General features: G+C 57.9%; 21 protein-coding genes and 1 tRNA gene. 19 read left to right on the top strand and 3 right to left on the bottom strand.

What is annotated here, in order from left to right; genetic code table 11:
* Positions 1–28 precede the first annotated feature (28 nt).
* The 3 genes from FDP08_RS09635 to FDP08_RS09625 all read left to right on the top strand — a co-directional run bounded on the left by FDP08_RS09635 (position 29) and on the right by FDP08_RS09625 (position 2,444).
* On the top strand, positions 29–1,645 hold the full coding sequence (locus FDP08_RS09635) for a sodium-dependent transporter (protein WP_137435841.1): 1,617 nt from the start codon (positions 29–31) through the stop codon (positions 1,643–1,645).
* 74 nt (positions 1,646–1,719) lie between these two features.
* Positions 1,720–2,166, top strand: coding sequence for a type II toxin-antitoxin system RatA family toxin (locus tag FDP08_RS09630; RefSeq protein ID WP_137435839.1), 447 nt, complete (start codon positions 1,720–1,722; stop codon positions 2,164–2,166).
* The gene (locus tag FDP08_RS09625) at positions 2,163–2,444 is read left to right on the top strand and encodes an RnfH family protein (protein ID WP_170979001.1); all 282 of its coding nucleotides are present in this window, start codon (positions 2,163–2,165) and stop codon (positions 2,442–2,444) included. The genes FDP08_RS09630 and FDP08_RS09625 overlap by 4 nt, the downstream gene beginning before the upstream one ends.
* A gap of 7 nt (positions 2,445–2,451) precedes the next feature.
* Here FDP08_RS09625 and FDP08_RS09620 read toward each other — a convergent pair whose 3' ends face one another.
* Positions 2,452–2,778: an outer membrane protein assembly factor BamE gene (locus FDP08_RS09620; RefSeq protein WP_137435838.1), complete on the bottom strand. Its 327-nt coding sequence runs from the start codon at positions 2,776–2,778 to the stop codon at positions 2,452–2,454.
* A 122-nt stretch (positions 2,779–2,900) separates the two neighbouring features.
* On the opposite strand from FDP08_RS09620, the gene fur reads away from it, so the two are divergent.
* Positions 2,901–3,311: a ferric iron uptake transcriptional regulator gene (gene fur, locus FDP08_RS09615; protein WP_137435836.1), complete on the top strand. Its 411-nt coding sequence runs from the start codon at positions 2,901–2,903 to the stop codon at positions 3,309–3,311.
* A 94-nt stretch (positions 3,312–3,405) separates the two neighbouring features.
* On the opposite strand, the gene recN is transcribed toward fur, so the two are convergent.
* Positions 3,406–5,085, bottom strand: a complete 1,680-nt coding sequence (gene recN, locus FDP08_RS09610) for a DNA repair protein RecN (RefSeq protein WP_137435834.1) — start codon at positions 5,083–5,085, stop codon at positions 3,406–3,408.
* Between the two features lie 245 nt (positions 5,086–5,330).
* Here recN and grpE point away from each other — a divergent pair, with 245 nt between their 5' ends.
* From grpE to greA, 7 genes are all read left to right on the top strand, one after another.
* Positions 5,331–5,978 (top strand): nucleotide exchange factor GrpE, encoded by a 648-nt coding sequence (gene grpE, locus FDP08_RS09605; protein WP_137435832.1) that lies wholly within the window; start codon positions 5,331–5,333, stop codon positions 5,976–5,978.
* Positions 5,979–6,103: 125 nt separating this feature from the next.
* Positions 6,104–8,029 carry a molecular chaperone DnaK gene (dnaK, locus tag FDP08_RS09600; RefSeq protein ID WP_137435831.1) on the top strand — a complete coding sequence of 642 codons (1,926 nt, stop codon included), beginning with the start codon at positions 6,104–6,106 and terminating at the stop codon, positions 8,027–8,029.
* A gap of 78 nt (positions 8,030–8,107) precedes the next feature.
* Complete coding sequence (gene dnaJ, locus FDP08_RS09595; RefSeq protein ID WP_137435830.1) at positions 8,108–9,238, top strand: molecular chaperone DnaJ; 1,131 nt, start codon at positions 8,108–8,110, stop codon at positions 9,236–9,238.
* Between the two features lie 11 nt (positions 9,239–9,249).
* A complete protein-coding gene (dapB, locus tag FDP08_RS09590) occupies positions 9,250–10,059 on the top strand; it encodes a 4-hydroxy-tetrahydrodipicolinate reductase (protein ID WP_228263270.1) in 810 nt (269 codons plus the stop codon).
* A 228-nt stretch (positions 10,060–10,287) separates the two neighbouring features.
* Positions 10,288–11,412, top strand: coding sequence for a glutamine-hydrolyzing carbamoyl-phosphate synthase small subunit (carA, locus tag FDP08_RS09585; RefSeq protein ID WP_137435829.1), 1,125 nt, complete (start codon positions 10,288–10,290; stop codon positions 11,410–11,412).
* Positions 11,412–14,627 carry a carbamoyl-phosphate synthase large subunit gene (gene carB, locus FDP08_RS09580; protein ID WP_137435827.1) on the top strand — a complete coding sequence of 1,072 codons (3,216 nt, stop codon included), beginning with the start codon at positions 11,412–11,414 and terminating at the stop codon, positions 14,625–14,627. The genes carA and carB overlap by 1 nt, the downstream gene beginning before the upstream one ends.
* Before the next feature lie 4 nt (positions 14,628–14,631).
* Positions 14,632–15,111 (top strand): transcription elongation factor GreA, encoded by a 480-nt coding sequence (gene greA, locus FDP08_RS09575; protein WP_137435825.1) that lies wholly within the window; start codon positions 14,632–14,634, stop codon positions 15,109–15,111.
* An 85-nt stretch (positions 15,112–15,196) separates the two neighbouring features.
* On the opposite strand, the gene yhbY is transcribed toward greA, so the two are convergent.
* Complete coding sequence (gene yhbY / locus FDP08_RS09570; protein ID WP_137437277.1) at positions 15,197–15,508, bottom strand: ribosome assembly RNA-binding protein YhbY; 312 nt, start codon at positions 15,506–15,508, stop codon at positions 15,197–15,199.
* A 155-nt stretch (positions 15,509–15,663) separates the two neighbouring features.
* Between yhbY and rlmE the strand changes: the two genes are divergently transcribed.
* The 8 genes from rlmE (at position 15,664) to rimP (ending at position 22,817) form a co-directional block, all read left to right on the top strand.
* Positions 15,664–16,284 carry a 23S rRNA (uridine(2552)-2'-O)-methyltransferase RlmE gene (rlmE, locus tag FDP08_RS09565; protein WP_137435823.1) on the top strand — a complete coding sequence of 207 codons (621 nt, stop codon included), beginning with the start codon at positions 15,664–15,666 and terminating at the stop codon, positions 16,282–16,284.
* A 155-nt stretch (positions 16,285–16,439) separates the two neighbouring features.
* On the top strand, positions 16,440–18,383 hold the full coding sequence (gene ftsH / locus FDP08_RS09560) for an ATP-dependent zinc metalloprotease FtsH (RefSeq protein WP_228263269.1): 1,944 nt from the start codon (positions 16,440–16,442) through the stop codon (positions 18,381–18,383).
* A gap of 97 nt (positions 18,384–18,480) precedes the next feature.
* Positions 18,481–19,314 (top strand): dihydropteroate synthase, encoded by an 834-nt coding sequence (gene folP / locus FDP08_RS09555; protein ID WP_137435821.1) that lies wholly within the window; start codon positions 18,481–18,483, stop codon positions 19,312–19,314.
* Positions 19,311–20,654: a phosphoglucosamine mutase gene (glmM, locus tag FDP08_RS09550; protein ID WP_137435819.1), complete on the top strand. Its 1,344-nt coding sequence runs from the start codon at positions 19,311–19,313 to the stop codon at positions 20,652–20,654. Before folP ends, glmM begins: the two co-directional genes overlap by 4 nt.
* Positions 20,655–20,739: 85 nt before the next feature.
* On the top strand, positions 20,740–21,498 hold the full coding sequence (gene tpiA, locus FDP08_RS09545) for a triose-phosphate isomerase (protein WP_137435817.1): 759 nt from the start codon (positions 20,740–20,742) through the stop codon (positions 21,496–21,498).
* A gap of 57 nt (positions 21,499–21,555) precedes the next feature.
* Entirely contained in the window at positions 21,556–21,930 is a 375-nt protein-coding gene (secG, locus tag FDP08_RS09540) for a preprotein translocase subunit SecG (protein ID WP_137435815.1), read from the top strand.
* Positions 21,931–21,937: 7 nt separating this feature from the next.
* Positions 21,938–22,022, top strand: a tRNA-Leu gene (locus tag FDP08_RS09535).
* Positions 22,023–22,355: 333 nt separating this feature from the next.
* Entirely contained in the window at positions 22,356–22,817 is a 462-nt protein-coding gene (gene rimP / locus FDP08_RS09530) for a ribosome maturation factor RimP (RefSeq protein WP_137435813.1), read from the top strand.
* Positions 22,818–22,835: the final 18 nt, after the last annotated feature.

The following is a 22,835-nucleotide window of genomic DNA, read 5'->3' as shown; positions in this document are numbered from 1 at the left end:
GTGCCCTTAGATGTCGTCAGGGAATGGAATGCCTACTCCATACGAAACACCAATCGGGTCCTGGACCCGGCCAACCACCTTTTTCTGGGCTGCGACCGGAGCAACCTTTGGTCTGGCGAATGTGTGGCAGTTTCCCTACCTGGCAGGCCAGCACGGTGGCGGGCTGTTCATTCTGCTGTATCTGCTCTGCCTTCTACTGATAACCCTGCCTCTGATGGTGACGGAATCAGCCATGGGGCGCCATTCCCGCCATGGCCTGGTGCTGGCCATGGACGGGTATGTGCGCAGAGCCCGATGTTCCCGCGGGTGGGTATGGGCCGGCAGGATGGGTATTCTTGCAGCGCTTGTGGTGCTTTCCTTTACCGCTGTTTTTGGCGCCATTGCGCTGGCGTACGTTTTCTATGGTGCCATGGGCCGGTTTATCGGCGCCGGCGAGGCTGAGGCGGCGAGCACGCTGTCCGCGCTGGTCTCGGACCCGGAAGACTATCGCGTATTCATGGCCTGGCACGGGTTCTTCCTGCTGCTGGTCATCTGGGTCTCCATGCAGGGCGTGGTTGACGGTGTCGAGCGTGCTGTGCGGGTGGTGGCCCCGACCATGCTGCTGATGTTACTGGTGCTCTGTGGTCTGGCTGTGTGGACGGGTGAGTATCGCAGTGCCTCTAATTTCATGCTCAGTTTCCACCCCGACGACGTAACCCCGGAAAGCCTGCAGGCTGCCTTGTTTCATGCGTTTTTTACTCTGGGATTGGGTATGGGTGTGTGGACACTGTTCGGAGCCTACACGCCAGCCGGCACCCATCTCAAGCGCTCAGTGCTGGCAGTGGTGCTGATGGACACCCTGATCGCCATTGTTGCCGGCCTGGCAATCTACTCGCTGGTGCCCGGAGGGCATTCCATGGAAGGAGAGCGGGGCTTTGGCCTGCTTTTCCTGTCCCTGCCGGTGGCGTTATCGGACATGCCGGGCAGTCAGTTCCTGATTGCGAGCGTCTTTCTGGTTATTGTCATGATTGTATGGACAACGGCTCTCTCCCTGCTGGAACCCGTTGTCGGGTGGTTCTGTGAATGGACAGGCGCTCCGCGGGGCTGGTCGGTGTTTCTGATGGGGGGCGTGGTCTGGCTGCTAGGGCTCGGTTCCCTGCTGTCTTTCAACGTCTGGTCAGGCGTCCGTTTTGCCGGTGGAACCATCTTCCGATGGCTGGAGCTGGCCACGGGTGGTCTGTTGATTCCACTGGTGAGTATTCTGGTTGCTGTTTTTGCCGGTTGGTGTCTGACCCGTAACCTGACTTTTACCATACTGGGCAGTGCTCCGGGCCTGTTCCGGGGCATATGGTTCTGGGTGATGCGGCTGGTGCTACCCCTGGTCGTTGCGTATATCGGTATCCAGTACACAACGGTATCTTTGGCGGCTATGTGTAATACCGGCAGCGCTGCTCTCTGGTGCGGCCCGGCGGAGGCGATAGCGCCCGAACCCGTGCGCCCGCAAGGCTCTGGTGAAGGTTCTTCGGACCCCCAGGGCAGGGAGGGTGAGGCTGGCCGAGAGGAGGGCGAAGAGCCTCCGCAAACCGAGAGCGACAGTGAACAGGATGGCGCAAATGGAGGTGAAGGTGGTCCCAAGGAGGACGAGATCCTTTATCATAGCGTCTGATAAAGACTGACTTCGCTGGTAAGCTCCCGCAGCGTCATCTATTCAAGCACGTAAAAGCAGGACGTTCTCCTCAAATGCCCCATCAGATCGATAAAACCGCGCTGGTTATGCATCCGGCAGACCGCATGTTCCATCTGGTCAACGACGTAGCCCGGTATCCGGAGTTTCTTCCCTGGTGCGCCGACACGGAAATACATGAAGAAACGGGGAGCCAGATTGTTGCCTCCATGGATATTGCCAAAGGCGGTATTCGACATCGTCTGACTACCCGTAATCAGCTGTTGCTGCCGCATACCATTGAAATGAATCTGGTGGATGGGCCGTTCCGGAATCTCAGTGGACGCTGGCACTTCAAATCCCTGGATGACAATGCCTGCAAGGTTATTCTGACCCTGGAGTTCGAGTTTTCCGGGTCACTGTCGCGCATGACGTTCGGGCCGGTATTCAATCAGGCGGCGACGACAATGGTGGACGCTTTTTGTCGACGTGCTGACGAGCTTTATCGCGGAGGTGAGTCGTGATTGATGTGGAAGTGGCGTTTGCCCGGCCAGACAGGCAGGAGATCATCCGTTTACAAGTGGAAGAGGGCACCTCCGCGGTGGAGGCCGTGCGGCGTTCCGGTATTGCCGCTGTTTTTCCGGAAATTGATCCGGAAAACGACGACATGGGTATCTTTGGCAAGGTCCTCAAGGCCCCGTCTGCCCATGAACTGCGGGACGGCGACCGGGTCGAAATCTACCGGCCGCTGAAAATTGATCCCAAGCAGGCCCGGCTCAACCGGGCAAAGAAGAAGACCTGATGCTGGCTTAGTACGCCGGAGTTTCTTCCAGCAATTGTGCCTCGTAGTAGGAATACTGCTCGTTTTCGTAGTAGACAATAACCCGCTGTTCCTTGATGTCGCCACCGCCGCGCTGGAAGGTGTAGACGTAATATTCACGGGAAGGGTCAGCCGGATTGGTCATCAGGGGTGTTCCCAGCAGGGAGTGAACCTGGCTGCGGGACATGCCTTCGGTCAGTGAGGTCAGCTCTTCGTCAGTGAGTATGTTTCCCTGTTGTACGTTGATTTTGTACACACCTGGGAAAGCACAGCCAGTCATGATGAGAGTGAGAATGAGAGCTGTGATCTTTTGCATCGCCGGGGGAAATCCTCTATCTTGAAATCGCCTGCCAGGGGCAGGTGTGACACGGTCTGACCGTTAACATGCGGCTCCATCATACCGGAAGCCGTGAGGCACACCAAAGAGTGAATCGTAACATGTCATCCGAAAACACCGAATTGCGGAAAGTCGGTCTTAAAGTCACTCTGCCGCGAGTGAAAATCTTCAATATCCTGGAAAACTCCGAGGAACATCACCTCAGTGCCGAGGACGTTTACAAAAAGCTTCTGGAACAGGGTGATGACGTGGGCCTGGCGACTGTGTACCGGGTGCTGACCCAGTTTGAGGCTGCAGGCCTGGTTCTGCGCCACAACTTTGAGGGTGGGCATGCGGTGTTCGAGATGGCTGGTGACGACCATCATGACCACATGGTCTGCACGCAGACCGGGGAAGTCATTGAATTTGTTGATGATATCATTGAAGAGCGCCAGCAGAAAATCGCCAAAGAGCGCGGCTATGAGATCGTCGATCACAGCCTGATTCTCTACGTCAAACCCATCAAGTCCTGAACGCCGGGGTAGAAAAGAAAAAAGGGGCGGGTTTCAGGCCCGCCCCAAAAACTCTCAGGATCGAGAGGGGAATACGTTCGCTTTCTGTAAGTCTTCAGTGATGCGTGGCCTGGCCCTTGGTGAACATTTCATGGGCATGGGCAATGGTGTGTTCGGTCATATCAACACCGCCCAGCATCCGGGCTACCTCGCTTACCCTGCCATCATCGTCCAGTGACTCGATTTTCGAGTAGGTGGCGTCAGCTTCCGTAAACTTGCTGACGAACAGGTGCTGGTGGCACTGCGCGGCCACCTGGGCCAGATGCGTTACGCACAGAACCTGCCCGTTATCGCCCAGGCTTCGCAGCAGGCGACCAACCACTTCGGCGGTTCCGCCGCCAATACCTACGTCTACTTCGTCAAACACCAGTGTGGGTGTCGTGGAGGTTTGGGCAACCACTACCTGAATGGCCAGGCTGATACGTGACAGTTCGCCGCCGGAGGCTACCTTGGCCAGCGGCCGAGCAGGCTGACCGGGGTTGGCGCTGACCAGGAACTCGATATCTTCCAGGCCATGGGGGGCTGGTTCGTCACCCTTGTTGCGGCTCAGGTGGGTTACAAACTGGACGGCTGGCATGCTCAGCTGCGCCAGCTCTTCAGCGATACGCTGATCCAGGTTGGCCGCGGCCTGTTGCCGTGCCTCTGACAGCTGTGTGGCGAGTTCGTTGAACTGACGAAGTTGTGCTTCCAGTTCTGCTTCCAGTTTTTCAACGCTGCCTTCGCCATCGTCCAGCGAGGCCAGTTCGGCGCTCAGGCTCTGGTGGAATTCAGGCAGGGTTTCCGGTGTGATGCGGTGCTTGCGGGCCATCTGATAGATGGCGCTGAGGCGCTCTTCCACTTCGGCAAGCCTGGCGGGATCGGCGTCATAGTCTTCCACGAAATGCCGCAGGTTATCCCCGGCCTCGGTAATCTGGATTTGCGCCTCGTTCAGCATCTGGATGGTTTCTGCCAGTGCTGGTACCTCCACGGGCAGTTGTTCCAGTTGCTGCAGCGCCTGCCGCACCAGATTTGCGGCGCTGTTGTCGTCTTCCGTGCACAGCAAAGTGGCCTGGTGGCTGCCATGCAGAACGGCGTCTGCGTGGCTGAGCTGCTCCTGTTCCTGCTCCAATTGCTCCTGTTCACCCTCCTCCAGGGCGAGCCGGTCAAGTTCCTCCACCTGGTACCGAAGCAGTTGCAGGCGGGCCTCGGCTTCATCAGCATTCTGCCGGCGTTCGGTCAGCCGCTGGTGAGTCTTGTGCCAGATTTTCCAGGCGTCTCTGGTCTGTTCTGCCACCATTTCCACACCGGCAAATTCGTCCAGCAGTTTACGGTGGGTTTCCTTACGAAGTAGTGACTGGTGCTGATGCTGGCTGTGGATGTCCATCAGGGCGCTGCCCAGGTCCTTCAGGTGTGCGAGCGGGCAGGGTTGGCCGTTGATGTAAGCGCGGGAGCGTCCGTCCTTGCTGATTACCCGGCGCAGGATGCACTCATTGTCGTCATCCAGTTCGTGCTCTTCCAGCCATTGCCTCGCTTCTGCGATCGCGGATACATCGAAAGTTGCGGTGATATCTGCGCGCTTGGCACCGTGTCGCACGGCGCCGGCATCAGCACGACCACCCATGGCGAGGCCAAGGGCATCCAGCACGATGGATTTGCCGGCACCGGTTTCCCCGGTCAGAGCTGTCATGCCCTTTCCAAACTGAAGTTCAACCCGCTCGGCAATGGCGTAATTGGAGACGGTGAGCTGTGTGAGCATGCAGATATCCTCCGCTCGATTCCTGAATACTGTTAATACATACAGTGACTGTGAATATATACAGGGTTTTTGTGGTTTGCAAACATCACCGGAAGAATTTGTGAGTGAATGATGACTTTAAAGGTTGAAACATTCGTTACGGGCCCCATATCCGTTCGCAAACACGTTTTTCCCGGCTATGTCTGGCCGGGAGCAATAGTTAATCGGCCGTTGTGACGGCCGTCGACGACCAAGCAGGAGTTGCCATGAGCGCTGACGACAAGCATAACGATCGGGCTGAGGAAGAGCTTAGGTATGCCGCTGAAGCGGCCGACCAGGATAAAGACCAAGATAAAGACCAGGATAACCAGGATAACCAGGATAAAGGTGCCGCTGAGGAAGCTGAGGAGACCTCTCCCGAAAGCGAAGTTGATGCACTGAAGGCGCAGGCCCAGGATTTCCAGGAGCAGATGCTGCGCTCCCAGGCAGAGATGCAGAACGTCCGCCGGCGCGCCGAAATTGATGTGGAAAAGGCTCATAAATTCGCGTTGGAGAAGTTTGTCAAAGAGCTTCTGCCAGTGGCTGACAGCCTGGAAAAGGCCGTGGAAAGCACAGAAGGGCATCAAGAGGCGGGCGAGCAGGTGGCTTCTATCCGCGAGGGGGTTGAGATGACCCTGAATCTTTTCATGAACAGCCTGAAAAAATTCAACGTCGAGCAGCTTGACCCGGTCGGCGAGCCGTTCGACCCGCAGAAACATGAAGCCCTGTCGATGGTGCCGGCACCGAATGCCGAGCCCAACAGTGTGGTGTCTGTCGTCCAGAAGGGCTACATGCTGAACGACCGGCTGGTTCGCCCGGCAATGGTGATGGTAGCCAAAGCAGAGAGTTCACCAAAAATCGACGAACAGGCTTGAAAAGCAGATTAAAGCGCCAATATAGCCTGTAAACAGGCAGAGCGCCGGGCCACCCGGAACAGCCTTGCCGGTAATGGTTTGAAGGTAGCCGGAACTGAATTGAACAACCGAATTGGAGTAATTGCATGAGTAAGATCATTGGTATCGACCTGGGAACCACAAACTCCTGTGTTGCCATCATGGATGGCGACAAGGTCAAGGTTATCGAAAACGCCGAGGGTGATCGCACCACCCCGTCTATTGTCGCGTACACCGAAGACGGTGAAACGCTGGTAGGCCAGTCTGCCAAGCGTCAGGCAGTCACCAACCCGAACAACACCCTGTACGCCATCAAGCGTCTGATCGGTCGTCGTTTTGAAGACGACGTGGTCCAGAAAGACATCAAGATGGTGCCCTACAAGATCGCCAAGGCTGATAACGGCGATGCGTGGGTCGAAGTGAAGGGTGAAAAGATGGCGCCCCCGCAGGTGTCTGCGGAAATCATCAAGAAGATGAAGAAGACCGCCGAGGACTACCTGGGTGAGAAAGTAACCGAAGCGGTTATCACCGTGCCGGCCTACTTTAACGACAGCCAGCGTCAGGCCACCAAAGACGCCGGCAAGATTGCCGGCCTGGATGTGAAGCGCATCATCAACGAGCCGACTGCAGCTGCCCTGGCCTATGGCCTGGACAAGAAGAGCGGTGATCGCACAGTGGCCGTTTATGACCTGGGTGGTGGTACCTTCGACATCTCCATCATCGAGATTGCCGATGTAGACGGTGAGCACCAGTTTGAAGTGCTGGCCACCAACGGCGACACCTTCCTCGGTGGTGAAGACTTCGACATGAAGCTGATCGAATATCTTGCCGATCAGTTCAAGAAAGACAGCGGCATTGACCTGCGCGGTGACTCACTGGCCATGCAGCGCCTGAAAGAAGCTGCCGAGAAGGCCAAGATCGAGCTGTCCAGCAGCCAGCAGACCGACGTTAACCTGCCATACGTGACGGCAGATGCCAGCGGTCCCAAGCACATGAATGTGAAAGTGACCCGCGCCAAGCTGGAGTCTCTGGTTGAAGAACTGGTCGAGCGCAGCCTTGCGCCTTGCCGCACCGCGCTGGAAGATTCCGGTGCCAAGATCGGTGAGATCGACGAAGTGATCCTGGTCGGCGGTCAGACCCGCATGCCGATGGTTCAGGAGAAGGTGAAGAACTTCTTCGGTAAGGAAGCGCGTAAAGACGTGAACCCGGACGAAGCCGTAGCCATGGGTGCTGCCATCCAGGCGGCCGTGCTCTCCGGTGACGTGAAGGACGTTCTGCTTCTCGACGTAACCCCGCTGACCCTGGGTATCGAAACCATGGGTGGTGTGGCGACGCCGCTGATCGACAAGAACACCACGATTCCGACCAAGAAGTCGCAGACCTTCTCCACTGCGGATGACAACCAGACTGCGGTAACCATCCACGTGGTTCAGGGTGAGCGCAAGCAGGCGGCACAGAACAAGTCACTGGGTCGCTTCGACCTGGCCGACATCCCGCCGGCACCCCGTGGCGCGCCGCAGATCGAAGTTACCTTCGACATTGATGCCAACGGTATCCTGAACGTGTCGGCGAAAGACAAGGCGACCGGCAAGGAACAGTCCATCGTGATCAAGGCGTCTTCCGGTCTGAACGAAGACGAAATCGAGAAGATGGTCCGTGATGCCGAGGCCAATGCCGACGAAGACCGCAAGTTCGAAGAGCTGGTCCAGGCCCGTAACCAGGGCGACGCGATGGTTCACACCGTACGCAAGACCCTGGCCGATGCCGGTGACAAGGTGTCCGACAGCGAGAAGGAGTCTATTGAAGCCTCGATCAAGGAGCTGGAAGAAGCTCTGGCCGGATCCGACAAGGACGATATTGAGGCCAAGACCCAAAAGCTGACAGAAGCATCTTCTGAAATGGCCCAGAAGATGTACGCGGATCAGGCAGAACAGGCCCAGCAGGCCGGGGGCGAGGAAACAGCCCAGTCCGGTGCCAGCGACGACGCCGTTGATGCCGAGTTTGAAGAAGTCAAAGACGACGACAAGCGATAAAACTTAAGATCATCAGGCAGTTGGAAAACGCGGGAGCTCTCCCGCGTTTTCCTCGTTTTACCAACAGGGTTTTAGAGCATGGCCAAGCGCGATTATTACGAGATTCTCGGGTTGTCCCGGGAAGCGGATGAAAAAGAGATCAAGCGAGCCTACCGCAAGCTCGCGATGAAGTATCATCCTGACCGGAATCCGGATGATGAGGACGCCGACCACAAGTTCAAGGAAGCCAGCGAAGCTTACGAGATACTGTCGGATTCCTCCAAGCGTGCGGCTTACGACCAGTTTGGCCACGCCGGTGTTGATGGCTCGGCCGGTGGCGGATTCGGAGGCGGCGGTGGTGCCAGCTTCTCCGACATCTTTGGTGATGTGTTTGGTGATATCTTCGGTGGAGGTGGTGGTCGTGGCCGCAACACCCGCGGTGCCGACCTGCGCTACACTCTGGAACTGGATCTGGAAGAAGCGGTAAAAGGCAAAACCGTCCAGATCCGCATCCCCGGTCATACCGAATGTGAAACCTGTGATGGCAGCGGTGCCGAAAAAGGCTCCCGCCCGGAAGCCTGTGGCACCTGTAATGGCATGGGCCAGGTTCGCATGCAGCAGGGCTTCTTTACCGTGCAGCAGGCCTGCCCCACATGCCGGGGCGCCGGCAAGGTTATCAAGAATCCGTGCAGAACCTGCCACGGTGCTGGCCGGGTCCAGGAAGAGAAGACGCTCTCGGTCAAGGTTCCGCCAGGCGTGGACACCGGTGACCGCATTCGTCTCTCCGGCGAAGGCGAGATGGGCATCGACGGTGGCCCGCCCGGGGATCTGTACGTGCAGATTGCCGTTCGCGAGCACTCCATCTTCACCCGGGATGGCCGCAACCTGTACTGCGAAGTTCCCATCAGCATTGTCGACGCCGCCCTCGGTGGCGAGCTGGAAGTACCCACGCTCGACGGCCGCGTGAAACTGAAGATCCCACCGGAAACCCAGACCGGCAAACTTTTCCGTCTGCGTAACAAGGGCGTCAGCCCCGTTCGTGGCGGACCATCCGGCGACCTGTTGTGTCGGGTTCAGGTAGAAACACCGGTTAATCTCACCAAGCGCCAGAAAGAGTTGCTGGAAGAATTCCAGACAACCCTGGATAGCGGCGGTGGTAACCAGCACGGACCACGGAAAAGCTCCTGGTTTGAAGGTGTGAAAAGCTTCTTCGACGAAATGAAATTCTGAGGACGGGTGACATGGGCGACATAAGGGTAGCGATCATCGGCGCGGCAGGGCGCATGGGCAAGGTGCTGATCGAAGCTGTTGACGGCACCGGAGGCCTTGAGCTCGGCGCTGCCATTGTCGAGCCGGCCAGCAGTCTCATCGGCGCCGACGCCGGAGAAATGACCGGTATCGGCAAAACCGGCATCAAAATGTCCGGCAGCCTGGCCGACGTGAAAGACGATTTCGACGTACTCGTCGACTTCACCTTCCCGGACCTGACCCTGGAAAACGCCGAGTTCTGCAAAGCCAACGGCAAGATGATCGTCATCGGCACCACCGGCCTCACCGACGCCGAAAAAGAGCAGCTGGCCCTGGCCGCCGAACAGGCTCCCGTGGTCTTCGCACCCAACATGAGCGTGGGCGTCAACGTCACCCTCAACCTGCTGCGCACCGCCGCTGCAGCGTTGGGTGACGACTACGACGTGGAAATCATCGAAGCCCACCACCGCCACAAAAAAGACGCCCCCTCCGGCACGGCATTGCGCATGGGCGAAGTCGTTGCCGATGCCCTCGGCCGCGACCTCAATGAATGCGCCGTCTACGGTCGCGAGGGCTTCACTGGCGAGCGCACCCGCAAGGAAATCGGTTTCGAAACCATTCGTGCCGGGGATGTGGTTGGTGATCACACCGTTATGTTTGCCACTGAGGGTGAGCGCATTGAGATTACCCATAAGGCGAGTAGCCGGATGACGTTTGCCAAAGGGGCGATGCGGGCGGCGTTGTGGTTGGATGGCAAGCCTGCGGGGTTGTATGACATGCAGGATGTTTTGGGGTTGAAGTAGGGGGTACCCAGCCAACAGCCGGTGTAGCGTCAAGCCCAAATGAGCGTGGACACAAAGCCCCATATTTCTTACAATGACGCGGTTTAACTGCACCAAGCGTAGCTTTGACAACGCTCTATAGAAAAAGCGGGACGGAGTTCAACTCCCTCTCGCTTTTTTGCGACCTGAATTTGCGCTTGCGTTCCTGTTCGTGACGAACCTGTACGCCACTCGATGAGGATACAAGCCTTGAGTACACCAGCCATCCTTGCACTCGCAGACGGAAGCCTGTTTTACGGCACCGCCATTGGCGCTGAAGGGGAAACCAGCGGCGAAGTGGTGTTTAACACCGCCATGACCGGTTACCAGGAAATCCTGACCGATCCGTCCTACTCCCGCCAGATTGTCACCCTCACTTACCCTCACATCGGCAATACCGGTGTGAACGAAGAAGATATCGAATCCGATCGCATCCAGGCCGCCGGCCTGATTATCCGCGATCTGCCCCTGATGGTGAGCAACTGGCGAAGCACCGGTTCCCTGCAGGATTACCTGCGCGCCAACAACATCGTGGGCATTGCCGACATCGACACCCGTCGTCTCACCCGTATCCTGCGGGATAAAGGCTCCCAGAATGGCGCAGTGGTCGCCGGCGCGGATGCCACTGCAGACCGTGCCCTGGAACTGGCCAACGCCTTTCCCGGCCTGAAGGGCATGGACCTGGCAAAGGAAGTCACCGCGGACAAAATCTGGACCTGGAGCCAGAGCGAGTGGAGCATCGAAAGTGGCTACGGTGAGCGCACCGAATCGAAGTTCAAGGTCGTTGCCTGGGACTACGGCGTAAAGCTCAACATCCTGCGCATGCTGGCGGGTCGTGGGTGCGACATCACGGTAGTGCCGGCACAGACGCCTGCCTCCGAAGTGCTGGCGATGAATCCGGACGGCGTTTTCCTGTCCAATGGCCCCGGCGATCCTGAGCCCTGCGATTACGCCATCACGGCTATTCGCGAAGTGCTGGAAACCGAGATTCCGGTATTCGGCATCTGCCTCGGCCACCAGTTGCTGGCCCTGGCCAGCGGTGCAAAGTCCATCAAGATGGGCCACGGTCACCACGGCGCCAACCATCCGGTGCAGAACCTGAAAGACGGTACCGTGATGATCACCAGCCAGAACCACGGCTTCGCGGTAGACGAGGCCAGCCTGCCGGATAACCTGGAGGCGACCCATAAATCCCTGTTTGACGATTCCCTGCAGGGAATACGTCGCACCGACAAACCGGCTTTCAGCTTTCAGGGTCACCCGGAAGCCAGCCCCGGCCCCCACGATGTGGCGCCGCTGTTTGATGAATTTATTCGCCTGATGGAGGCACGTTGATGCCAAAGCGTACCGACATTAAAAGCATACTGATCCTGGGCGCCGGTCCCATCGTGATCGGGCAGGCGTGCGAGTTTGATTACTCCGGAGCCCAGGCCTGCAAGGCCCTGCGGGAAGAGGGGTACCGGGTTATCCTGGTTAACTCCAACCCGGCCACCATCATGACGGACCCGGTCATGGCCGATGCCACCTACATCGAACCCATCACCTGGAAAACCGTCGAAAAGATTATCGAGAAAGAGCAACCGGACGCACTGCTACCCACCATGGGCGGTCAGACGGCGCTGAACTGCGCGCTGGATCTGGAGCGGCACGGCATACTCGAGAAGCACGGTGTGGAAATGATTGGTGCCAATGCCGACACCATCGACAAAGCCGAGGACCGCGACCGTTTCGACAAGGCCATGAAAAAGATCGGTCTGGAGTGCCCGCGCGCCACCATCGCCCATACCATGGCGGAAGCCTGGGAAGTGGCTGACGATATCGGCTTCCCCTGTATCATTCGCCCATCCTTCACCATGGGCGGCTCCGGTGGCGGTATTGCGTACAACCGCGACGAATTCGAAGAAATCTGTACCCGTGGCCTGGACCTGTCGCCGACCAATGAGTTGCTGATCGACGAGTCCCTGATCGGCTGGAAAGAATACGAGATGGAAGTTGTCCGCGACAAGAACGACAACTGCATCATCGTCTGCGCCATCGAGAACTTCGATGCCATGGGCGTGCACACCGGTGACTCCATCACCGTAGCGCCGGCCCAGACCCTCACCGACAAGGAATACCAGATCATGCGGAACGCCTCGCTGGCGGTGCTGCGTGAAATCGGTGTGGAAACCGGCGGCTCCAACGTGCAGTTTGGTGTCAATCCGGATAACGGGCGCGTGGTGGTCATCGAGATGAACCCCCGGGTGTCCCGTTCCTCAGCGTTGGCCTCCAAGGCCACTGGCTTCCCGATCGCCAAGGTGGCGGCAAAATTGGCGGTGGGTTACACCCTCGATGAGCTGCGCAATGAAATTACCGGTGGCGTGACTCCGGCCTCGTTCGAGCCCAGCATCGACTACGTGGTCACCAAGATTCCGCGCTTCACCTTCGAGAAGTTTCCCCAGGCCGATGCCCGCCTGACCACCCAGATGAAATCCGTGGGCGAGGTGATGGCCATCGGGCGTACCTTCCAGGAGTCCCTGCAGAAAGCCATGCGCGGCCTGGAAGTGGGTTCTGATGGCTTCGAAGAGCGGGTGGACCTGAGTACCACGGACGGCCAGGAAACCCTGACCCAGGAACTGAACGTGCCCGGTGCCGAGCGCCTGTGGTACATCGGTGATGCCTTCCGTGCCGGTATGTCCGTGGACGATGTGTTCCGCAACACCCATGTGGACCCCTGGTACCTGGCCCAGATCGAGGATCTGATCAAAGAGGAGAATGCCCTCAAGTCAGCCGGCAAGGCCGATATTGACCGTGACACCCTGTTTCGCCTCAAGCGCAAGGGCTTCTCGGATGCCAGGCTGGCCACGTTGTTGGGTATTTCCGAGATCAGCCTGCGCAAGCTGCGACATGAACTGAACATTCGCCCGGTCTACAAGCGCGTGGACACCTGCGCAGCGGAGTTTGCCTCTTCTACGGCCTACATGTATTCATCCTATGAGGAAGAGTGCGAAGCGGATCCGTCAGACCGCGAGAAAATCGTGGTGATCGGTGGCGGGCCTAACCGCATCGGTCAGGGTATCGAGTTTGATTATTGCTGTGTTCATGCCGCACTCGCGATGCGTGACGATGGCTATGAAACCATCATGATCAACTGCAACCCGGAAACGGTGTCCACCGATTACGACACCTCGGACCGCCTCTACTTCGAGCCGATCACCCTGGAAGATGTCCTCGAAATCATTAACGTCGAGAAGCCGAAGGGTGTCATTGTCCAGTACGGTGGTCAGACGCCGCTTAAGCTCGCCCGGGGCCTGGAGGCCGCTGGTGTGCCCATCATCGGTACCAGTCCGGACGCCATCGACCGTGCCGAAGACCGGGAGCGTTTCCAGCAGATGATTGGCCGCCTGGGCCTGATCCAGCCGGAAAACGCCACCGTGCGCAGCCACGAGGAAGGCATTGTGGCGGCTCGTGAGATCGGTTACCCGCTGGTGGTACGCCCGTCCTACGTGCTGGGTGGCCGTGCCATGGAGATTGTCTACGACGAAGAAGAGCTGGTGCGTTACATGCGCAATGCGGTGCTGGTCTCCAACGACAGCCCGGTATTGCTGGACCACTTCCTGAATGCGGCCATTGAGGTGGATATCGACGCCATCAGCGACGGCAAGGATGTGGTGATTGGCGGTATCATGCAGCATATCGAACAGGCCGGCGTGCATTCTGGCGACTCCGCCTGCTCCCTGCCGCCCTACACGCTGCCCAAAGATGTACAGGACGAAATGCGCGAGGCCGTGCGCAAGATGGCCATCGAGCTGGATGTTATCGGCCTGATGAACGTGCAGTTGGCGTGGCAGGACGACCGCATCTACGTCATCGAGGTGAACCCCCGGGCTTCCCGCACAGTGCCGTTCGTTTCCAAGGCCATCGGTGTATCCCTGGCCAAGGTGGCAGCACGGGTTATGGCCGGCAAGTCGCTGGCGGAACAGGGATTTACCCAGGAAATTGTACCGACCCATTATTCCGTCAAGGAATCGGTATTCCCGTTCAACAAGTTCCCGGCTGTGGACCCCATTCTGGGCCCGGAAATGAAATCCACCGGCGAGGTGATGGGCATTGGCGACAGCTTTGACGAAGCCTTCGCCAAGGCAGCGCTGGCCTCTGGCGAACGCCTTCCGGTCAAGGGGACAGCCTTTATGTCGGTCCGTGACGTGGATAAGCCAGGTGCCGCCAAGGTGGCGCAGGATCTGGTCGACGCCGGCTTCAAGGTGATTGCGACCACCGGTACTGCCAAAGCGCTGAAAGAGGCCGGCATTACCGTTGACCGGGTGAACAAGGTGCGGGAAGGGCGTCCGCACATTGTGGATGCCATCAAGAATGGTCAGGTTCAGCTGATTATCAACACTACCGAAGGGCGCAAAGCCATTTCAGACTCGGCGCAGATTCGCCAGTCTGCCTTGCAGTCCAAGGTAACCTATACAACGACCCTGGCGGGTGGCGAAGCGTTCTGCAGGGCAATCATGTTTGGCCCAGAGCGCACTGTGCGCCGTCTTCAGGATCTACACGCAGGAAAGTAAGACTATGGCTGACAGAGTACCCATGACAAAGGCGGGTGAAACCCGCCTGCGCGAGGAGCTTAAGAAGCTCAAGTCCGAAGATCGTCCCCGGGTGATCGCGGCTATTTCCGATGCTCGTGAACACGGCGACCTGAAAGAGAATGCGGAATATCATGCCGCCCGGGAGCAGCAGAGCTTTATTGAAGGCCGCATCCAGGAAATCGAGGGCAAGCTGTCCGCAGCTCAGGTCATCGACGTCAATACCATCGAGAACACCGGCAGGGTGATTTTCGGTACCACGGTGCGTCTGCTGAACGTGGATACGGATGAGCAGGTGACCTACCAGATCGTCGGTGAAGACGAGGCCGACATCAAGGCCGGCAAATTGTCGATTTCTTCGCCAATAGCCCGCGCACTGGTGGGCAAGAGTGAGGGAGACGTGGTGGCAATTCGGGTGCCCTCAGGAACGGTCGAGTACGAGATCGAGCAGGTAGAGCACCTCTGAGGCTTGGCATGCCCCGGGCACAAAAAAGCCGGCTGGGTTCACCCCGCCGGCTTTTTGCTTCTCATGCCTGTTGCCAGTGGCTGATTCAGTGCTTTTGGCGCAGCAGGTTGGAGAGTTTCGGGTTGGGCTTTTTCGCCCTGCGCATGATGACGGCAATCTTGCCGATGGTCTGCACCAGTTCTGCGCCCGAGGCTTCGCATAATGCGGCTACCGCCTCCTGGCGAGCTTCGCGGTCCTGGCTTGCTACCTTGATCTTGATCAGCTCATGATCGTTGAGGGCGCGCTCAAGCTCTTCCTGCAGCCCTTCTGTCAGCCCCTTGTCGCCTACGATGATGACTGGCTTCAGGTTGTGGGCGATGCCCCGGTACTCCCGGCGCTGTTCTGGCGAAAGACTCATCATGTAATCTCTTTATGGATGCAATTAACAAAACGTCAGCGGCCAAACAGCTGACGATTCCGTATAATTGCAGGATTGTAACAGATCGCCCGGCCGGTGAAATGGCAGTTACCACGTATCCAGGCTCGGCGGCAGAATGTTTTTGGAGGTGGGTTTTGGCCCGTTCGAAAACCAGTGACCGCTGGCTGAAGGAACATTTCGACGACGTCTGGGTCAAAAAGTCCCGTGAGGACGGATATCGTTCCCGCGCCAGCTATAAGCTGATTGAACTTGATGAAAAAGACCGGCTGTTCCGGCCCGGTCAGATTGTTGTGGATCTGGGCGCGGCGCCCGGTGGCTGGTCCCAGGTCGCTGTTGAGCGGATTGGCGACAAGGGCGTGGTGATTGCCAGTGATATCCTGGAAATGAGCCCGCTTGCGGGCGTGGAATTCGTCCAGGGGGATTTTACCGAGCAGTCAGTGCTGGATGAATTGCTGGAATTAATGGGTGGCCGACGGGCTGACGTTGTAATTTCAGATATGGCACCCAATATGAGTGGTATGGCGGCAGTAGATATTCCCAACGCCATGGGCCTGGTGGAGCTGGCGCTGGATATGGCGCAGCAGGTGTTGAAGCCAGGTGGCGTGTTTGTCGCCAAGGTCTTTCAGGGAGAAGGATTCGATACCCTGCTGGCCGAGATGCGTAAAAGTTTTGGCACCGTTGTCAGCAGGAAGCCTGACTCCTCCCGGGCACGATCAAGGGAGATCTACCAGGTGTGCAAGGGATTTAAGGGCTGACCCGCCCGCAGAACGGAAGTGGCCATGGGGATTGACACCCCGGCAGTGGCCGATACGGATAGGCCGATTCTGGTGGACGGGCGTACAATTGGTGTAAGGTGTCAGAAAAGGCTTTCTCCTGACGGGGCGATCCTTCAATTCACAGGTGATGATCCTTGAACGATATGGCAAAAAATCTGGTTCTCTGGCTAATTATAGCCGCCGTACTGCTGATGGTGTTTCAGAATTTTACTCCCACCACCAGCGGCCAACAGGTCAATTATTCGCAGTTCGTGGAAATGGTGCAGGACGGGCAGGTCCGTCAGGTAACCATTGACGGTCTGGAGGTTCAGGGTGTCCGTGGTGACGGTTCCCAGTTCCAGACCATCCGGCCCCAGTTGGCTGATCAGAAGCTGATGGACGATCTGCTGGCTAACCAAGTCGAAGTCATTGGCAAGGAGCCCGAGCGCCAAAGCCTCTGGACCCAACTGCTGGTGGCTGCCTTCCCGATTCTTATCATTATAGCTCTGTTCGTATTCTTCATGCGGCAGATGCAAGGCGGTGGCGGCGGCAAAGGGCCTATGTCCTTTGGCAAGAGTAAGGCCAAGCTGATGAGCGAGGATCAGATCAAGACCACCTTTGGCGATGTCGCCGGTGTGGACGAGGCCAAGGAAGACGTCAAGGAGCTGGTGGATTTCCTGCGGGATCCCAGCAAATTCCAGCGTCTTGGCGGCAGCATTCCCAAAGGCGTATTGATGGTGGGTCAGCCGGGTACTGGTAAAACCCTGCTTGCCAAGGCGATTGCCGGCGAAGCCAAGGTTCCCTTCTTCTCCATCTCCGGCTCGGACTTTGTGGAAATGTTCGTGGGTGTGGGCGCGTCCCGTGTCCGTGACATGTTCGAGCAGGCCAAGAAGCAGAGTCCCTGCATCATCTTCATTGACGAGATTGATGCGGTCGGTCGCCATCGTGGCGCCGGCATGGGTGGTGGTCACGACGAACGTGAGCAGACCCTGAACGCGCTGCTCGTTGAGATGGACGGCTTTGAGGGTAACGAAGGCGTTATCGTGATCGCTGCCACCAACCGTCCGGACGTACTGGACCCTGCGCTACTGCGCCCGGGCCGTTTTGACCGCCAGGTCGTGGTTGGTCTGCCGGACATTATCGGCCGTGAGCAGATTCTGAAAGTGCACATGAAGAAAGTGCCATTGTCCGATGGCGTCGAGCCGAAGCTGATCGCCCGTGGCACGCCCGGATTCTCGGGCGCCGATCTGGCTAACCTGGTTAACGAGGCAGCTCTGTTCGCGGCTCGCCGCAACCAGCGCCTGGTTTCGATGGAAGAGTTCGAGCTCGCGAAAGACAAGATCATGATGGGTGCCGAGCGCAAATCCATGGTCATGAGCGAGAAAGAGAAGCGGAACACTGCCTATCACGAGTCCGGTCACGCGATTGTAGGGCGTTTGGTGCCTGAGCATGATCCGGTCTACAAGGTGAGCATCATTCCCCGTGGCAGGGCGCTGGGCGTTACCATGTTCCTCCCGGAGGAGGACAAGTACAGCCACAGCAAGCGCTTCCTGATCAGCTCCATCTGCAGTCTGTTCGGTGGCCGTATCGCCGAGGAGCTGACCCTTGGTATTGATGGTGTCACGACCGGTGCTTCCAATGACATCGAGCGGGCAACCAGTCTGGCCCGTAATATGGTCACCCGATGGGGGCTGTCAGAAAAGCTCGGCCCACTGCAGTACGACACGGATACGGAAGAGCCTTTCCTCGGCCGTTCTGCCGGCCAGTCGCAGACGGTGTATTCCCCGGAAACGGCGCAGCGGATTGATGAGGAAGTTCGCAACATTATCGACAGCTGTTACGAAAAAGCTCGCCAGCTTCTGATTGATAACCGCGAAAAGCTCGACCTGATGGCCGAGGCCCTGATGAAGTATGAAACCATTGATCGTTTCCAGATTGATGACATCATGGAAGGCCGTGAGCCACGCCCGCCGAAAGGGTGGGGTGATAACGGGCCTTCGGGTGGTGTTCCGGCTGACGAGCCGGAGCCGGCGCCTGCTCCGAAAGGCTCTGACGACGGCCACCAGCCCGGCGTTGGCCGCCCGGCCGGTGAACACTGACCCGGTGTAATGCCGCGCCAGAGATCACTTACCCATGTACGCCGCCCCGGCCGGGGCGGCGTTTGTTTTTGCAGGTTGCACTGATTGAAGGTCGCTTATGCAAATGAACTTCGCGGGCCGAACCGTGGATATGTCTGGCTGCCATGTCATGGGCATTCTCAACGTGACGCCAGACTCATTCTCCGATGGCGGCCGCTTTAATGAGGTGGATGCCGCCCTGGCCCGGGCCCGTGAAATGGCGGCGGACGGAGCGGTCTTTATTGATGTCGGCGGTGAGTCTACGCGGCCGGGTGCAACCCCGGTGGCTGCGGAAGAGGAATTGGCACGGGTTTGTCCGGTGGTGGAAGCCATTACACGCGAGCTTGATGTCATTGTGTCGGTCGATACCAGTTCGCCGCAGGTTATGGCCGAAGCGGCAAAGCTGGGGGCAGGCATGATTAATGATGTCAGGGCCCTGCAGCGGGAAGGTGCGCCTGAAGTAGTTGCCAGGGCGGGTATTCCGGTATGTGTGATGCATATCCAGGGTGAGCCGGATACCATGCAGGACGATCCACGCTATCGTAATGTACGGCGGGAAGTCAGCTCCTTCCTCACCGAGCGGATGCGCGTCATTGAGCGGGCCGGGGTACGGCCCGACAACATCATTCTGGATCCCGGTTTTGGTTTCGGTAAGTCTCCCCGGCATAATCTGCAGTTGCTGGCCTCGCTGGAGCAGCTGCAACTGCTGGGGCATCCGGTGTTGGTGGGGTTGTCCCGCAAGAGCATGCTGGGCCACATCACCGGTCGTGAAGTCAGTGAACGCTTGCCCGCAAGCATCGCTGCCGCGACAATATCCGCTATGAAGGGCGCGTCGATTATTCGCGTTCACGATGTCAGGGAAACAGTTGATGCCGTTAAAGTTGTAATGGCCATGGAGGAAGCTGGGCGATGAGTGATAGAAAATACTTCGGTACGGACGGTATCCGGGGGCGGGTTGGCGAATACCCGATTACGCCGGAATTCATGTTGCATCTGGGGTGGGCCGCAGGCCAGGCTTTCAAGCGGGATGGCCAGCGCAACAGTGTGCTGATTGGCAAGGATACGCGCCTTTCGGGTTATATGTTCGAGTCTGCCCTGGAATCCGGCCTGTCTGCAGCCGGAGTGGACGTAAAGCTGCTTGGTCCCATGCCCACGCCGGCCATTGCCTATCTTACGCGAACCTTTCGCGCGTCTGCGGGTATTGTGATCAGTGCTTCCCACAACCCGCACCAGGATAACGGCATCAAGTTCTTCTCTCCCGCGGGCACCAAACTGGATGACGCCCTCGAGGCCGAGATTGAGTACTGGCTGGACCGGCCCATTGAAGTTTGTGGTGCCAAAGAGCTGGGCAAGGCCTTTCGGGTGGATGATGCGCCCGGACGTTACGTAGAGTTCTGCAAGAGCACGGTGCCCAACGAGTTTTCACTGGAGGGCCTGCACATTGTTCTGGATTGTGCCAATGGCGCTACCTACCACGTTGCCCCCAAGGTTTTTCGTGAGTTGGGCGCGAGGATCTCTGTCGTGGGTGGTGATCCGGATGGCCTGAACATTAATCTCAATGTGGGGTCTACCCATCTGGACACCCTGAGCAAGACAGTTCTGGAAAAGAAAGCAGACCTGGGGATCGCCTTTGATGGCGACGGTGACCGGGTACTGATGGTGGATCGTGACGGCTCTGAAGTGGATGGCGACGAACTGCTTTACGTGATTGCTACCCAGCGCCACGCCGCCGGCACTCTCAGGGGCGGCGTTGTCGGAACATTGATGACCAATCTGGGGGTTGAGCTGGCCCTCAGAGAGCAGGGCATCGACTTTGAGCGCGCAAAGGTGGGTGACCGCTATGTCATGGAGCGGCTGATCGACCGGGGCTGGCTGCTCGGGGGAGAGGGATCCGGCCATATGGTGATACGTGACTGCACCAGCACCGGTGACGGCATAGTGTCGGCCCTGCAGGTATTGTTGGCGATCAGTCGTGCCGGTGGTTCGCTGGCGGACCTTCGCCATGGTATGAGCAAATTGCCACAGAAAATGATCAATGTGCGCGTGGACAAGCGGTTTGATCCCCTCGGGCGTGAGGATATTGTCAGCGCTGTGGCAGCGGCGGAAGCCAGGCTTGGCGGCGGCGGCCGGGTATTGCTGCGCGCCTCGGGCACTGAGCCGCTGATCCGGGTAATGACGGAAGGGCAGGATGAGTCGGAAATTGTAAAGATTGCCGAGGAACTTGCTGTTGTTGTGGAGAATTCCCGGGCGTGACTTTGTGTCCGGGTGCAGTTGTCTGCCGTAAAAGACTGCTGTATAGTTCGCCCTCCCTCGAGTCAGGGCCGAATCAGGGGTAGTTATGCGCCGTAAGATCGTCGCCGGAAACTGGAAGATGAACGGGTCGAAAGACCTTGTGAACAGCCTGGTTGGCCAGATTCGCTCAGAGCTGGCATCGCTTGATAATGGTGTGGAGGCTGTTATTATTCCTCCCGCCCTGTTTGTCGGCGATGTTGTCAGGCAGGCTGACGGACAGATTGCCGTTGGCGTCCAGAACATTGCCTGCTGGGATTCAGGCGCCTACACCGGGGAAATATCCGCGGGGATGGCCAAAGACTCAGGATGCGGTTATTCCCTTGTGGGGCATTCGGAGCGCAGGCAGCTGTTCGGCGAAACCGACGAGCAGGTTTCGGTCAAGGTTGTGAAGGCATTGGCATCGGGGTTGGACGCAGTGATATGCGTTGGCGAAACCCTGGATGAGCGCGAGGCGGGCAAGGCCGAAGACGTTGTTTCGGGCCAGGTCCGTAAGGCTGTTTCGGAGGTTGGTGCCGGGCAGTGGCAACAGGTTGTCATCGCCTATGAGCCGGTATGGGCCATAGGGACCGGGAAAACCGCCACCGCTGAAGACGCCCAGGCCATGCATGCCGCTATCCGGGCCGTGCTAAAGTCCCTCGGGGCGCCGGCAGATGAGATATCCCTGCTTTACGGCGGCAGTGTAAAAGCGGATAATGCGGCCGCGCTTTTTGCTCAGCCGGATATCGATGGCGGCCTTATTGGCGGCGCATCGTTAAATGCAGAAGATTTTGTGAGTATTTGCCGGGCGATGCCGGGCAGATCCTGAAAGATACAGATTCGAGAAAGCCGTTGGCACGAATCATTAGGTCATTAGAGAGACATTATGGATTGGGTCGAAACACTGGTTGTCGTTCTCCACGTGGTCATCGCGGTGGCACTGGTGGGTCTGGTGCTGATTCAGCAGGGTAAGGGTGCCAACGCTGGCGCCGCATTCGGTGGCGGCGCCTCCCAGACGGTGTTTGGTAGCGAAGGCAGCAGCAGCTTCCTGGTTCGCGCAACGACCTTGCTGGCCATCGTATTTTTTGTAACAAGTTTTTCGCTGGCTGTATTCGCCAAGCAGCGTGCCGAAGTGGCAGGGGAGGCAGGTATTCCTGTAGTTCAGGAATCCCGTTCCGATGCCGGGCAGGCTGAGAGTGAGGCGGCCGATGAAGGCGAAACCGGGCGCGGGGATGAGAATGAGCTCCCCGAGCTCGAGTAAGAGTGTTGCCCGGGTGGTGAAACTGGTAGACACGCTATCTTGAGGGGGTAGTGGCGAAAGCTGTGCCGGTTCGAGTCCGGCCCCGGGCACCATATTTGAAGAAAAACGGCTTGGAATTACCAGGCCGTTTTTTTTGGTCAGTCCTTGACCAGTAAGGCCGGCGTCTCTATACTCCGGCGGATATTGGAGCGGGCTCCGGGCACATTTCAGCCTGCCTGTTCCAGGCAGGCCAGGTGTCTGTCAGCAGGGGAGGTATTAGGTTTGTGGTTATCCTCTGCGAGTTCTTGCAACAAAGAGCCCCATTTTTCAGGGGCTTTTTGATTAAGGGGCCTGGCGCATCAGGCCCTGGTGCATAAAAAGGGCTGATCAACAGCCCTTTTTTTGTTTTTGGGGTCGAAAAAACGAGTAACGGAGACCGAATAGCCTTGTCAGCAAAGTTGAAGCAGCTGGAAGAAATACTCAGGCCCATTGTGGAAGGCCTGGGCTACGAATTCTGGGGCATTGAATTCCGCTCCCAGGGACACCATTCCCTGTTAAGAATATTTATTGACGATGTCGAGAACGGCATTGGCATAGAAGACTGTGAAAAGGTCAGCCGCCAGGCGAGCGGCGTAATGGATGTGGAAGACCCCATCCAGACCGAATATACCCTGGAGGTCTCGTCTCCGGGCATGGATCGGCCGTTGTTCCGATTGGAGCAGTATGAGGCATTCGCCGGCCATCAGGTCCAGATCAAATTACGGATGGCATTTGAGGGGCGTCGCAAGTTTCAGGGCCTGATAAAAGGTGTTGAGGGCGAGGACGTTGTCGTGGTTGTTGATGATCACGAGTACCTGCTGCCATTCGATAGCATAGAGAAAGCCAACATCGTTCCGGTATTTGAATAAGTCAGTGGACGAAAAGTT

The sequence above is a fragment of the Marinobacter panjinensis genome (assembly GCF_005298175.1).
Lineage (GTDB): Bacteria > Pseudomonadota > Gammaproteobacteria > Pseudomonadales > Oleiphilaceae > Marinobacter > Marinobacter panjinensis.
This window is presented reverse-complemented; position numbering and strand designations above follow the sequence as displayed.